Source organism: Streptomyces yangpuensis (assembly GCF_024666385.1).
GTDB lineage: Bacteria > Actinomycetota > Actinomycetes > Streptomycetales > Streptomycetaceae > Streptomyces > Streptomyces yangpuensis.
In genome coordinates this window covers 3,851,722-3,865,435 of sequence record NZ_CP102514.1, presented here as the reverse complement: position 1 = coordinate 3,865,435, position 13,714 = coordinate 3,851,722, and the positions used below count along the sequence as shown (strand labels likewise).

Genomic DNA, 13,714 nt, shown 5'->3' with positions numbered 1-13,714 from the left:
CATGTACCGCGCCCCGGCCGTCCTGGCCCTCGTCCTCACCCTGGCGGGGTGCGCCGACGTGGAGGGGCTGCAGAGCGAGGGTGACCTGGGCACGGTGCACGCCCCGCAGAGCCTGTGGAAGGACTTCCGCCCCGCTCCGCCCGACCCCGCCCAGAAACCGGGCACGGCCACCGTCGTCCCGGGCCTGCCCGAGGTCGCGGACCTGAGCATGCGCGGGGTGAACCCGGTGAGCGTCGTACGCGCCGACGTCACCTCCGCCACCGAACAGGACGGCGGCACGGGCCGGCTCGTCGACCCCCGGGCCGTCCGGCGCATCGCGCTCTGTACACAGGCTGTGGACGGCGGCCCCGACTGCCCGGTGCGCCCCGCGGTCTACCACGACCTGACGGGCAACGGCCGGGAGGAGCTGATCACCGCCCTGGACCTCGACGGCCGGCTCAGCGAACTGCGCGTCTACACCGTCCAGGACGACGGCAGGATCGCCCGGATCCTCACCCAGCGGGCGGTGCTGGAGGGAGTGGAAGTGGCCGCCGAGCATCTGGCGGTCCGCGAACCGACATCGAATCCCGCCTACGTCGCCGTCTCCGACTACGTGTGGGACCCGAAGGCCGGGATCATGAACCTCAGCCAGCTCACCCTCGACGACTGCGCCTCCCTCACCGGCGTCCCGCCCAGCCCGGACGCGCAGCGATGCACGCGCTGAGCAGCCTGCGCTGGAAGATCGCCCTGACCACCACGGCGGTGTGCTGCATGGTGGCCGCCGCCCTCGGGGTCCTGGTGCACAACGTGGTCGCCCGGCAGATCGTCGGCGAGGTCCGCAAGGACGCGGACACCGCCCTGGAGCACGCCCTCAGCCACTACGAGTACGGCACCACCCACGGCGACGTGAACATCGTCCTCGACCCGCCCCAGCTGCCCCGCCCGCTGCGCGACCTGGTCGCCCGCGGCGACACCGGCAGCATGGTCGGCTCGCTGAACGGCAAACCCGTCATGTGGGCCGCGGCCCCCGCGGACCGGCAGGCCCTCGCCGTCTGGATCCCGTTCGAGGGCACCCGCAACCGGTTGCGGGACATCGACACCGCGATCCTCGCCTCCGCCGCGCTGGCCGCCGGTGTGGTGGCGCTGGCCGGCCTCTTCCTCGCCGACCGGATCAGCCGGCGGCTGGCGACCACCGCCGCCGTGGCCCGCCGGATCAGCGCCGGGGACCTGGACGCCCGCGTGGGATTCCCCTCCCGGGCCGACGAGCGGCGGGCGGGCCGCCGCTCCCGGGACCGGGACGAGGTACGGGACGTGGCGCAGGCCCTGGACCTGATGGCCGGATCGCTCCAGGAACGGCTGGAGGCCGAGAAGCGCTTCACCGCGGACGTGGCGCACGAGCTGCGGACCCCGCTCACCGGCTCCCTGGCCGCGGCGGCCCTGCTGCCCGAGGGCCGCCCCAAGGAGATGATCAACGACCGGCTGAAGGCCCTGCACCTGCTCACCGAGGACCTGCTGGAGATCTCCCGGCTGGAATCGGGCGTGGAGCGGGCCGATCTCGCCCGGGTGGAGCTCGGCCGGGCGGTGGAACGGGCCGTGGCGGGAGCCGGGCCCGCCGTCTCGGTACGGGTGATCCGCGACGCCGCGGTGCTCACCGACCGGCGGCGCCTGGACCGCATCCTGACCAACCTGCTGGTCAACGCCCACAAGCACGGCCGGCCACCGATCGAGGTGACCGTGGACGGGCCGGTGGTGACGGTCCGCGACCACGGGCCCGGCTACCCGCCGGAGCTGATCGAGCAGGGCCCGCAGCGCTTCCGCACCGGAGACCCCGGACGGGGGCGCGGCCACGGACTGGGGCTGACGATCGTGGCGGGCCAGGCGGCGGTCCTGGAGATCGCGCTGAGCTTCGCCAACGCCCCGGACGGAGGCGCGTTGACGACGCTCAGGCTTCCCGTCGGACGTCTGCCGGACGGAAGTTGACCGATCCGGGGCGATGCGGGCCGTGTTTCACATGAGGGATGTTTCACGTGAAACACGGCCCAACAGGCCATGGATCAGACGCCGATGTTCTTTCCGTCCTTGCGCCAGACCGAGACGACGGCCGGACGGACGAGCTTGCCGGGGCCGTCGGGCCACACCGACTGCGGCTTCTCGACGGAGGCGCCGTCGATCTCGCCCGGGTGCTGGACGGCCACCAGGACACGCTTGTCCTGGATCAGCGGGCCGCAGGTCTCGGCGCCGCGCGGCACGGTGAGGAACTGCTTCAGCTCGCCCCGGCGCTCGCCCGACGTCGCGACGCCGAACAGGCCGTCGTGGGAGCCGAGCTGGTTGCCGTCGGTGGAGATCCACAGGTTGCCGTGCGGGTCGAAGGCCACGTTGTCCGGGCAGGAGATCGGACTGACCTTGTCCTTCGGGAAGCCGGCGAAGTAGGTCGCCGGGTCGTTCGGGTCGCCGGCGACGAGGAAGAGCCGCCAGGCGAAACCGTCACCGGCCGGGTCGTCGAAGTTCTCGGCGAGCTCCAGGATCTGGCCGTGCTTGTTCAGGTTGCGCGGGTTGGCCTCGGTGGCGCCTTCCTTGCCGGGCTTGCCGCGGTCGGTGTTGTTGGTCAGCGCGACGTAGACGCGGCCGGTGCGCGGGGACGGCTCGACGTCCTCGGGGCGGTCCATCTTGGTGGCGCCCACCTTGTCGGCGGCCTGGCGCGTGAAGACGTACACCTCCTCGGCGGTCATGCCCTCGACGTGCGAGACGTTGCCGGTGGCCAGCTTGATCCAGACGCCGGAGCCGTCGAACTCGCCGTCGGAGGGGAGCTTGCCGGTGCCGTCGAGCTCGGCGGCCGGGGTGTCACCGGTGAGCTTGGCGACGTAGAGGGTGCCCTCGTCGAGCAGCGTGAGGTTGTGCTCCTTCGCCGCGCGCGAATTGCCCTTCTTCATCCGCTTCGACGAGACGAACTTGTAGAAGTAGTCGAAGCGCTCGTCGTCGCCCATGTAGACGACCGGACGGCCGTCCTCGGTCAGACGGGGCTGCGCGGCCTCGTGCTTGAAGCGGCCCAGCGCGGTGCGCTTGCGCGGGACGGAGTTCGGGTCGTACGGGTCGAGCTCGACGACCCAGCCGAAGCGGTGCGACTCGTTGGGCTCCTGGGCCACGTCGAAGCGCTTGTCGAAGCGCTCCCACTTGCGCTCGGTGGCGCCGGAGGTCACGCCGTAGCGCTTCAGGCGGGCGGCGGCGGTGGGGTCGGTGACCTGGCCGGCGTTGCCGAAGTACTGGTTGAAGTTCTCCTCGCCGTGGAGGGTGGTGCCCCACGGGGTGGTGCCGCCGGCGCAGTTGTTGAGGGTGCCGAGCACCTTGGTGCCGGAGGGGTCGACGGAGGTCTTCAGCAGGGCGCCGCCCGCGGCCGGGCCGGCCATCCGGAACTCGCTGGTGGCCGTCAGACGGCGGTTGAGCTGGTGGCGGGTGACGGCGGTCAGCTTGCCGCTGCGGTGGTCCTCCTGGACGACGACCACGGACAGGCCGTGCGCGGCCCAGGCGATCTCGACCTGCTCACGGGTCGGGTTGGCCGGGTCGTAGCCCTTGAACATCAGGACTTCGTCCGTGTACTCGTGGTTGGCCACGAGGAGCTGCTGGCGCTCGTAGTCCCCGCCGAGCGGGAGAAGGCTCAGGAAGTCGTTGTTGTAGCCGAACTGACCGGCCTGCGCGGCGGCGGTCTGCTTGTCGGGGTTGAAGCCCGGGGCACCCTTGATGATCGGGTCGCCCCAGCGGATGACCACGTTCTGCTCGTGGCCCTCGGGGACGGTGACCTTGTCGTCGGTGTTCGGCGCGACGGCCTTGAAGCGCAGGCCCCGGGCGGCCTCGCCGCCCTTGCCCGCACCGGCGGCCGCGGCGTCGGCGCCGGGGGCGGCGTTGGCGGTCTGCCCCGGGGTGCCGAGCGCGACCGCGGAGCCGGCGGCGGTGGCGACGGTCACGACGGCGGCGGAGCGCAGCATCGAGCGGCGGGAGTAGGCGCGGGCTATGACGTCGCCCGCGTACTCGTTGTCGCTGGTGTTGGGCACCTCGTGGAAGCAGGCGTCACCACAGCGGTAACGACAGGTGAGAGCGGACCGGCCGCTGCCATGCGGGTTGCCGATGAACGGCAGGAGCTTGCGCACGAGTGTCCTCCGAGTAGCTGCGTGGGCGCCGACAACGTGTCGGGACGATCCAGCCGCGACGGTAGGCCCGGGTTGCGCCGAAGCGGCGGCGCTGGGATGAACGATGGGTGAACCCGGCACGTCGGAGCGGCAGTTCGGGAACGGTCCGAGAGCCCCTGGGAGGCGGGCGCCACGAAAGGTGCCCCTGCCGAAGATCCAGCCGGGCGGCCGATAACCTTACGTGTCCACTCTGGGCAGGGATCAACCGCGCAGCACGGACAAATGACGCACGCACTCATGCGAAAGGCCTGGCCCATGGGTATTCGGAGCTTGTTGCGCAAGGTGTTCGGACGGTCTGCGGAACCGGTTCCGGAAACTACGGACGCCGCGTCGGCGGCTGTCCCCAACCAGGCGGAACGCAACCCCTTGGATGCGGCCGCCGACCTCGTGGCGGCATCCTTCGACAACCCGACGGTGCCCCCGCAGTCCACGCGGGACCGCGAGGCGGGCACGGTCCTCACGGCCCCCGCCCCGGCCGCCGACCCCACGGTCCCGGAAGCCCGCCGCCCCACGCCTGCGGTGTCGCCTGCGGCGAAGCCCGACGGAGAAACCCCGGCGGCCGCCGAGGCCGCCCCCGCCGAGCCCCCGGCTGAGCCGGAAACCCCCGCTGCGGAGCAGCCCGAGCCGGCACAGGCCCAGGCCGCCCCGGCGGAGCCGGACACCACCCCGGCGGCGGAGCCGCAGGCCGCTCCCGCGGCGGAGGCTCAGGCAGAGGCCGTCGAGCCGGAGGCTCGGGACGAGCAGTCGGCAGCCGGCGCTGACGCGCTGCAGGCCGAGGCCGAGGCCCCGGCGCAGCCGGAGCCCGCCCCCGCGGCGGAGCCGCAGGCCGCTCCCGCGGCGGAGGCCGAGGTTGTGCCGGAGCCGCAGGCCGAGGCCGCCGAGCCGGACCGGGCCGAAGCCGCGGCGGAGCCGGAAACCCCCGCTGCGGAGCAGCCCGAGCCGGCACAGGCCCAGGCCGACACCCCGGCCGAGCCGGACACCACCCCGGCGGCGGAGGCTCAGACAGAAGCCGTCGAGCCGGAGGCTCGGGACGAGCAGGCGGCAGCCGGCGCTGACGCGCCGCAGGCGCAGACCGAGACCCCGGCCCAGCCGGAGCCCGCCCCCGCGGCGGAGGCCGAGGTTGCGACGGAGCCGCAGGCCGAGGCCGCCGAGCCGGACCGGGCCGAAGCCGCGGCGGAGCCGGAAACCCCCGCTGCGGAGCAGCCCGAGCCGGCACAGGCCCAGGCCGACACCCCGGCCGAGCCGGACACCACCCCGGCGGCGGAGGCTCAGACAGAAGCCGTCGAGCCGGAGGCTCGGGACGAGCAGGCGGCAGCCGGCGCTGACGCGCCGCAGGCGCAGACCGAGACCCCGGCCCAGCCGGAGCCCGCCCCCGCGGCGGAGGCCGAGGCCGCACCCGCGGCGGAGGCTCAGACAGAGGCCGCCGAGCAGCAGCCCCAGGCGGCAGCCGAGACCCCGGCGCAGCCGGAAACCCCCGCTGCGGAGCAGCCCGAGGCGCCCGCGCCGCAGGCCGAGACCCCGGCGGAGCCGGAGGACGCACCCGCGGCGGAGCCGCAGGCAGAGGCCGAGACCCCGGCGGAGCCGCAGGCAGAGGGCGAGGCCGAGGTGCAGGTGGGGCCGGCTCATGCGGCGGCAGCCGTGCGGCGGCGGGCGCCCGAGGTGGCCGCCGCGTACAAGGCCGCCGGCCAGGTGCTCCGCGGCAAGGGCAAGGCCGGCGCCCGCGCCAAGGTCTACCTCGTCCTCGACCGCTCCGGGTCGATGCGCGGGTTCTACAAGGACGGCAGCGCCCAGTACCTCGCCGACCACGCCCTCGCCCTCGCCGCGCACCTCGACGACGAGGCGACCGTGCACACCGTGTTCTTCTCCACGGAGGTGGACGGCACCGCCGACCTGTCCCTCGACACCCACTACGGCTCCTGGGTCGAGGGCCGCCACGCCGAGCTCGGCCGGATGGGCCGCACCAGCTACCACGTGGCCGTCGAGGCCGTCGTCGCCCGCTACCGTGAGGACGGCGGCGAGGGCCCGGCCCTGGTCGTCTTCCAGACGGACGGCGCCCCCGACAACCGCCAGCCCGCCCGGCAGGCGCTGACCGACGCCGCCGCCGCGGCCCCCGGCATCCACTGGCAGTTCGTCGCCTTCGGAGACCACGATTCCAAGGCCTTCGACTTCCTGCGCAAGCTGGACGCCGAGAACGCCGGCTTCTTCCACGCCGGGCCGGCACCCACCGAACTGACCTCCGCGGCCCTCCTCAAGGGCGTCCTGGAGAAGTTCTAGAAGTTCCCGCACGCGAAAGGGCCCGGGGTCGACCCCGGGCCCTTTCGTACGGCCACCGCCTACCGGCTACCGGCTACCGCTCAGCGCGCCGCGTCCGGGTGGACGGACTCGGCGACCGGCTTGGAGTCGGCCGGCTTCGTCTCGACCGGCTTGCGCAGCGCGATGTTCAGCTCACGCAGACGGGCCTCCTCCAGGACCGTCGGCGCGCCCATCATCAGGTCCTGCGCGTTGCCGTTGAGCGGGAAGGCGATGGTCTCGCGGATGTTCGGCTCGTCGGCCAGCAGCATCACGATGCGGTCCACGCCCGGGGCGATGCCACCGTGCGGCGGGGCGCCGAGGCGGAACGCGCGCAGCATGCCCGCGAACTCGCGCTCGACGGTCTCGGCCTCGTAGCCCGCGATCGCGAAGGCCTTCAGCATGACCTCGGGCTCGTGGTTGCGGATGGCGCCGGAGGACAGCTCGATGCCGTTGCAGACGATGTCGTACTGCCACGCCAGGATGTCGAGCGGGTCCTTCTCCTCCAGGTCCTTCATGCCGCCCTGCGGCATGGAGAACGGGTTGTGGGAGAAGTCGATCTTGCCGGTCTCCTCGTCCTTCTCGTACATCGGGAAGTCGACGATCCAGCAGAAGCGGAAGACGTTGTCCTCGAAGTGGCCGGCGCGCTTGGCGGCCTCGACCCGGACCGGGCCCATGATCTTGGAGACCTCGTCGAACTCGCCCGCGCCGAAGAACACGGCGTGGCCGGGGACCAGGCCCAGGCGCTCGGTGAGGACCTTGACGTTCTCCTCGGTGAGGAACTTGGCGATCGGGCCGGTCAGCGAACCGTCCTCGCCCACGCGCACCCAGGCCAGGCCCTTCGCGCCCAGCGAGACGGCGAAGTCGCCGAGGCCGTCGAAGAACTTGCGCGGCTGGGCGGCGGTGTCCGGGACGGCCAGGGCGCGCACGTGCTTGCCGGCGAACGCCTTGAACTCCGAGGCCTCGAACACGTCGGTGATGTCGACGAGCTCCAGCTTGGCGCGCAGGTCGGGCTTGTCGTTGCCGTACTTCAGCATCGACTCGCGGAACGGGATCCGCGGGAACGGCGAGGTGACCTCGCGGCCGCCGCCGAACTCGGTGAAGAGCTCGGTCATCAGGCGCTCGATCGGCTGGAAGACGTCCTCCTGCTCGACGAAGGACATCTCGACGTCGAGCTGGTAGAACTCACCCGGCGAGCGGTCGGCGCGGGCGTCCTCGTCGCGGAAGCAGGGCGCGATCTGGAAGTACCGGTCGAAGCCGGAGATCATCAGCAGCTGCTTGAACTGCTGCGGGGCCTGCGGCAGGGCGTAGAACTTGCCCGGGTTCAGGCGGGACGGCACCACGAAGTCACGGGCGCCCTCGGGGGAGGTCGCGGTGAGGATCGGGGTCGCCATCTCGTTGAAGCCGAGCGCCACCATCTTCGAGCGGATCGAGGCGATGACCGCCGAGCGCAGCATGATGTTGCGGTGCATGCGCTCACGGCGCAGGTCGAGGAAGCGGTACTCCAGGCGGCGCTCCTCGTTCACACCGTCGTCGGTGTTGATGGTGAAGGGCAGCGGGGCGGCCGCGCCGAGCACCTCGACCTCGGAGACCTCGATCTCGATCTCGCCGGTCGGCAGCTCCGGGTTGATGTTGTCCGCGCCGCGGGAGACGACCTTGCCGTCGATGCGGACGACGGTCTCCTTGGAGACGCTGCTGAGGGCCTCGTTCGCGGCGGTGCCGGGGCGGGCGACCAGCTGCGTGATGCCGTAGTGGTCGCGCAGATCGATGAAGAGGATGCCGCCCAGGTCTCGACGGTTGTGCAGCCAGCCGCTCAGTCGGACGTCGGCGGCGACGTCAGAGGCGCGGAGCTCGCCGCAGGTGTGGGACCTGTACCGATGCATCAGTCATCCAGTTCTACGCGATACCAGGGTGGATTCAACCGTCCCAAGGTTACCGTCCGGGACGGTGACGGGTCGGGCACTGGGGCCCGCCTGCGCAAATACACCCGGCAGGGAGCGAACAGGCACGTATCGGATGCGACCTGTAAAGATGACCGGGTGCGTACCGAGGATGTCCTGGCCGCCGTCGCCACGGGTCTGTGGCGATGGGACAACGCCTCCGGGACGGTCTCCCTCGACGGGGAGGCCGCCCGGCTCCTCGGGCTGCCCGCCGAACCGGTGGTCCTGCCGGAGGCCGCCGTACGGTCCCGCTTCCACCCGGTGGACTGGAACGAGATCAACGGGATCGTCAACCTGGCCGTCGCCGAGGGCACCCTCGCCGAGGCCCGGCTGCGGATCATGGACGTGGACGGGCGGGTGCTGCGGACCGTGCGCAGCCGTTCCAGACCGCTGGAGCGGTGGGCGGCCGACGGGAGCCCGGACTACGAGCTGATCGGCACCATCCAGGAGATCGCCGAGCCGCAGCCGGGCACCACGGCCGTCCACACGCCCATCACGGGCGACTGGCGGCGCTCCCGCGAGGCCTTCCTGCTGGACGCGGGCCGGGCGCTGGCGGAGGCCCGGTCCACGGCGGAGGTGCTGCGGGTCGCGGCCTCGCTGTCGATGCCGGGCTTCAGCCCCGACGGGCTGGCCGTCTTCGGCGTGGCAGGGGACCGGCTGTCCGTCATCGGGCACCACGGGCACGACGCCGGCGACGAGGGCCCCTTCACGGACATGCCGCTGGAGACGGACTACCCGGCCGCGGAGGTCGTCCGTACCGGCCGGGCGATCTACCTGGCCTCCCCCGAGGACTACAAACGGCGCTTCCCGGCCACCTGGCCGCTCGCGCAGCGCTTCGACCGGGTCTCCTGGGCCTTCCTGCCGCTGATCGTGGCCGGGCGGACCATGGGCGCCTGGATGGCCGCCTTCAAGCAGCCCGCGTCCTTCTCCCCCGACGAGCGGTCCGTCCTGACGACCGTGGCCCGGATGCTGGCCCAGGCCCTCCAGCGGGCCGGGGTGGCCGAGTCCGAGCGGGAACTGACCACCGGCCTGCAGCGGTCGATGATGCCGCAGCTCGGCCCGGAGATCCCCGGCATGCGGATCGCCGCGCGCTACGTCCCCACCGGCGGCGGGCTCCAGGTCGGCGGCGACTGGTACGACATGATCCCGCTGCCGTCGGGCCGGTTCGCCCTGGTCATCGGCGACGTCCAGGGCCACGACGTCCGGGCGGCCGGGCTGATGGGCCAGCTGCGGATCGCCGTACGGGCCTACGCGTCCGAGGGGCACCGGCCGGACGCGGTGCTCTCGCGCACCTCCCGCTTCCTCGCCGGGCTGTGCGCCTCCCAGGAGTCCGGCGCGCAGGAGGACCCGGACGCGCAGAGCCCGCGGTTCGCGACCTGCCTGTACGTGGAGTGCGACCCGCGGACCGGAACGCTGGAGGTGGCCCGCGCCGGCCATCCCGACCCCGCCGTGCGGATGACCGACGGCACCGTCCTGATGCGCCCCACCGCGGGCGGGCTCCCCCTCGGGATCGTCCCCGACACCGACTACCCGACCACCCGGTTCACCCTGGAGCCGGGCGAGACGATGATGCTGTGCACCGACGGGCTCATCGAGACCGGCGGGCACGACCTCGACACGGGCTGGGCCCGGCTGCGCGCGGTCCTGGAGGCCGGCACCCACGAGGCCGCCGGCCACGAGGACGGGCACCTCGAAGCTCTGGCCGACCTGCTGGTCCAGGCCGTGCACGGACCGTCCTCGCACCACACCACCGGCCCGCTGGCCGATCGCCGCGAGGACGACATAGCCGTGGTCCTGCTGTGCCGCGAGGGCGCTGCCTGCGGCTGCGGCACCCCGGCGGCGCACCCGGCCCGGCCGGCCCGCCGCACCATGCTGACCGTGGCCCAGGCGGAACCGGAACGCATCGCGGGCGCCCGCCGGCAGGTGAGGGAGCTGCTGCACGACTGGGCCGACGAGGAGCAGCTGGACTCGGTGGTGCTGATGGTCTCCGAGATGGTCACCAACGTCCTGGTGCACACCGACGGCGACGCCCTGCTGGTGGCGGAGGCGGTCGGCGAGCTGGGGGAGCGCCGGCTGCGGGTGGAGGTCGCGGACTCCAGCGACGAGCTCCCGCACAAGCGGCACCCGGGGGAGATGGCCTCCAGCGGCCGCGGGGTGCTGCTGATGGAGATGCTGGCCGACGCGTGGGGCGTGGACCCGCGCGGCGAGGGCAAGTCGATCTGGTTCGAGCTGTACGAGGAGTCGAAGCGGCCGGACGCGTAGGAGCGGGCGCAGCCGTGGTCGGCCGGCCGCGCAGGAGCGGGCGCAGCCGTGGTCGGCCGGCCGCGCAGGAGCGGGCGTACGCGTGGAGCGGACGGACGCGCGTATTGCGGTCGGGCCCGGGGGCCGTTGCGAGGCCGCGTGGTTGGATGACGCCGTGCCGAACTCCCTTCTCCCCGAACCGGTGCGGCGGCTCGCCGCCTGGTGCGCCGTCGTCCTGCTGGCCACCGCCGTCCTCGCCGTCGGCGTATGGCTGTGCACGGTCCTGCAGACCGTGGTCACGCCGGTGCTGCTGGCGGTGCTGGGCACGGCCCTGCTCGGGCCGATGCACCGCCGTCTGGTGGGGATGGGGGTGAACCGCTCGCTGGCCGCGGCCCTGACCTGCCTGGCCGTGGTGGCCGTCGTCGGCGGGGCCTCGTACATCGTCGTACTCGCGCTCATCGAGACCGGCGACCAGATCATCGACGCCCTGCGGCGGGCCGGGCAGATGCTCGCCGAGCACTTCGGGGCGGTGGGCACCTCGCTGGAGGACATCACCGCGAACTCCAAGGACCTGCTGGCGAAGTTCGGCAGCACGGCGGCGTCCGGTGTGGTCGCCGGGCTCAGCGTGGTGGGCTCGGTGCTGGCGATGGTCCTGCTCGCGATGGTGCTGATCTTCTTCTTCCTGCGCGACTCCGACCGGGCCGTGGTCACTCTGCGCTCGGTCGTGCCGAGCCGTTCCGGGGACCTGATGGAGGCGATGGGGCGGCGCGCCTTCGAAGCCGTCGAGGGCTTCATGCGCGGCACCACCTTCGTGGCCCTGATCGACGGCGTGCTGATCGGCGTGGGTCTGCTGATCCTCGACGTGCCCGGCGCGCTGGGCCTGGCCGCCCTGGTGTTCGTGACGGCCTACATCCCCTACCTCGGGGCGATCCTCTCGGGCGCCGTCGCGGTCCTCGTCGCCTTCGCCGACCGCGGCTGGGTGATCGGCCTGTGGGCACTGGGCCTGGTGCTGCTGGTCCAGATGATCGAGGGGTACGTACTGCAGCCGGTCGTGCAGAGCCGCACCGTGCAGATGCACCCGGCCGTGGTGATGCTGGCCATCACCGCCGGAGCGAGCGTCGCCGGGATCCTCGGCATGCTCCTCGCGGTCCCGCTGACCGCGGCGGTCTTCGGCGTGATCTCGGAACTCCGCGCCCGCTATGCCGAGGCGGAGGCGCCGCCGCAGCCGGCGGACTCCGCCTGACGGACTCCACCACGACGGCACGGGCCGCGTCCCCGGAAGGGGGCGCGGCCCGTGCCCGCTTCGTGGCCCGTTCCTGGGCCGTGGCCCGTTCGACCTCACCTCCCCGCCCGACACCACCTGCGCCCAGGAGATCCTCGGCGGCCTCACACCCGAGCCCGAGCCCTCGGCACACAGCTGACGGCCCAGTCCTGACCTCCTAGCCCCTCGGGACCACCGTCCAAGGCATTGGCCCCGAGGGGAACCGGTTCGAGTTCATCGCTTCCCAGACGTCATGACGATAATAGTGCTACGCTCACTAGCATCATGTTGCTGAGACTGGACACCACGGACAGCCGTCCACTCCACGAACAGGTAGCGGGGGCGATCCGGCGCGCCATCGCCGAGGGCGAGTGTGCGCCGGGGGATCGACTGCCTCCGGCCCGGGACCTCTCCCAGGCGCTCGGAGTGAACGCCAACACGGTCCTGCGCGGGCTGCGGGCTCTGCGAGACGAGGGGGTGCTGGAGTTCCGGCGGGGTCGCGGGGTCACCGTCGCCGAAGGCGCGGACCAGCGGTCCGAACTGCTGAGCAGGACTCGGCAGTTGGTGGCCGATGCCGCACGCCTCGGATACAGCAAGAACGATCTCATTGAAATGATCAGGGGGCTTTCGTGACTGACCGTACGAAGCGGACGAGCGGCACGCGCTGGGGAGCGGCGGCTTGGGCGGTGGGCGTACTGGCTGTGCTGGCGGGGCTTCCGCCGGCCGCGAGCAGCCGGCTGCCGCAGCACCTTGCCACGCATTGGGGCGGTGGGGCTCCTGACGGTTCGATGCCCTTGTGGGCGGCTGCCGTGTTCCCCGCACTGATCTGGGCGGTTCTGGCGCTCTCCATCGCCATGGCCGGCCGGCGCGGAGGCGCGCCCGCAGGGGCGTGGATCGGGGTGTCCCTGCTGTCCGGCGGCGTGTTCCTGGCAGGCGCCCAGGCTTCGATCGTCCGTGCCAATCTGGACCGGGCCGACTGGCGGGATGCCGGTTCGGTGGGCACGGGGATGGCCGTCACGGCGGCGGTCGCCGTCGCCGCCGGCACTCTCGGATGGCTGGCCGGACGGCGTGCCTCGCTCCCGGTCCACGCCGAACAGGACGCACGCGGCGAGGTCATGGAGATCCCTGAGGGTGAGCGCCGCGTCTGGCTCTCCCGTACCGCGAACCCCTGGCTGCACCTGACCGCAGCCCTCACCGGCCTCGTGGCGGCGGCCGCCGTACTCGCGGCCGCAGGCGGTCTCATCGGTCTGCAGTGGGCACTTGTCGCCCCGTTCGCGATCGCTTCGGTCCTCGTGCTGTTCTGCGCCTCGGTGCAGGCACGGGTGACGAAGTCCGGACTGGAGGTCGCCTTCGGTCCACTCGGCTGGCCGGTGCGTCGCTGGTCGGCGCAGGACATCGTTTCGGCGCGTGCCGAGATGCGGACCCCGGCGCAGGTCGGCGGCTGGGGCTACCGGCTCAGCGGCCTGGGCACCACGGTGATGCTCCGGGCCGGCGAGTGCCTGGTCATCCGTCCGGCCAAGGGCACGGAATTTGCCGTGAGCGTCGATGACGCCGAACGCGGCGCCGCACTGCTCAACGCCCTGTCGACCCGACATGCCAGCTAATCAATTAAGCCATTCTGGCGAAAACGATTCGCCCGAATGACCCCGATTGACACCCCTCGGATACCCGAAGTCAAGCACCCTCGCCGACGCTGGCCGGAAAGAAACGGAAGATCGCCGGAAGACGCCTTTCCACTTAAACCTGCTGTGAGCGCAGTCATATTTGCTCGACTCATGATCATTTCCTATGCGAATATCACGGAGGAAGTTCACACATCGGGG

General features: G+C 72.3%; 9 protein-coding genes. 7 read left to right on the top strand and 2 right to left on the bottom strand.

The window, feature by feature from the left end; genetic code table 11:
* Position 1: 1 nt before the first annotated feature.
* Positions 2–703 carry a hypothetical protein gene (locus NRK68_RS17650; protein WP_257856186.1) on the top strand — a complete coding sequence of 234 codons (702 nt, stop codon included), beginning with the start codon at positions 2–4 and terminating at the stop codon, positions 701–703.
* A complete protein-coding gene (locus NRK68_RS17645; RefSeq protein ID WP_257856185.1) occupies positions 691–1,959 on the top strand; it encodes a sensor histidine kinase in 1,269 nt (422 codons plus the stop codon). Before NRK68_RS17650 ends, NRK68_RS17645 begins: the two co-directional genes overlap by 13 nt.
* A 74-nt stretch (positions 1,960–2,033) precedes the next feature.
* Here the strand turns inward: NRK68_RS17645 and NRK68_RS17640 are convergent, their stop codons facing one another.
* A complete protein-coding gene (locus NRK68_RS17640; RefSeq protein WP_183066484.1) occupies positions 2,034–4,121 on the bottom strand; it encodes a PhoX family protein in 2,088 nt (695 codons plus the stop codon).
* Positions 4,122–4,526: 405 nt separating this feature from the next.
* Here NRK68_RS17640 and NRK68_RS17635 point away from each other — a divergent pair, with 405 nt between their 5' ends.
* Positions 4,527–6,434, top strand: a complete 1,908-nt coding sequence (locus NRK68_RS17635; RefSeq protein ID WP_308296193.1) for a VWA domain-containing protein — start codon at positions 4,527–4,529, stop codon at positions 6,432–6,434.
* Between the two features lie 80 nt (positions 6,435–6,514).
* Here NRK68_RS17635 and aspS read toward each other — a convergent pair whose 3' ends face one another.
* Complete coding sequence (gene aspS / locus NRK68_RS17630) at positions 6,515–8,332, bottom strand: aspartate--tRNA ligase (RefSeq protein ID WP_183066483.1); 1,818 nt, start codon at positions 8,330–8,332, stop codon at positions 6,515–6,517.
* A gap of 156 nt (positions 8,333–8,488) precedes the next feature.
* On the opposite strand from aspS, the gene NRK68_RS17625 reads away from it, so the two are divergent.
* From NRK68_RS17625 to NRK68_RS17610, 4 genes are all read left to right on the top strand, one after another.
* Positions 8,489–10,651 carry a SpoIIE family protein phosphatase gene (locus NRK68_RS17625; RefSeq protein ID WP_257856183.1) on the top strand — a complete coding sequence of 721 codons (2,163 nt, stop codon included), beginning with the start codon at positions 8,489–8,491 and terminating at the stop codon, positions 10,649–10,651.
* A gap of 154 nt (positions 10,652–10,805) precedes the next feature.
* Positions 10,806–11,873 (top strand): AI-2E family transporter, encoded by a 1,068-nt coding sequence (locus NRK68_RS17620; protein ID WP_257856182.1) that lies wholly within the window; start codon positions 10,806–10,808, stop codon positions 11,871–11,873.
* Positions 11,874–12,176: 303 nt separating this feature from the next.
* On the top strand, positions 12,177–12,524 hold the full coding sequence (locus tag NRK68_RS17615) for a GntR family transcriptional regulator (RefSeq protein ID WP_183066480.1): 348 nt from the start codon (positions 12,177–12,179) through the stop codon (positions 12,522–12,524).
* On the top strand, positions 12,521–13,495 hold the full coding sequence (locus NRK68_RS17610) for an SdpI family protein (RefSeq protein WP_257856181.1): 975 nt from the start codon (positions 12,521–12,523) through the stop codon (positions 13,493–13,495). The genes NRK68_RS17615 and NRK68_RS17610 overlap by 4 nt, the downstream gene beginning before the upstream one ends.
* Positions 13,496–13,714 lie beyond the last annotated feature (219 nt).

Coding starts and splice junctions, on each gene's coding strand:
- NRK68_RS17650 (WP_257856186.1), top strand. CDS start 2: ATGTACCGCGCCCCGGCCGTCCTGGCCCTCGTCCTCACCCTGGCGGGG.
- NRK68_RS17645 (WP_257856185.1), top strand. CDS start 691: ATGCACGCGCTGAGCAGCCTGCGCTGGAAGATCGCCCTGACCACCACG.
- aspS (WP_183066483.1), bottom strand. CDS start 8,332: ATGCATCGGTACAGGTCCCACACCTGCGGCGAGCTCCGCGCCTCTGAC.
- NRK68_RS17615 (WP_183066480.1), top strand. CDS start 12,177: ATGTTGCTGAGACTGGACACCACGGACAGCCGTCCACTCCACGAACAG.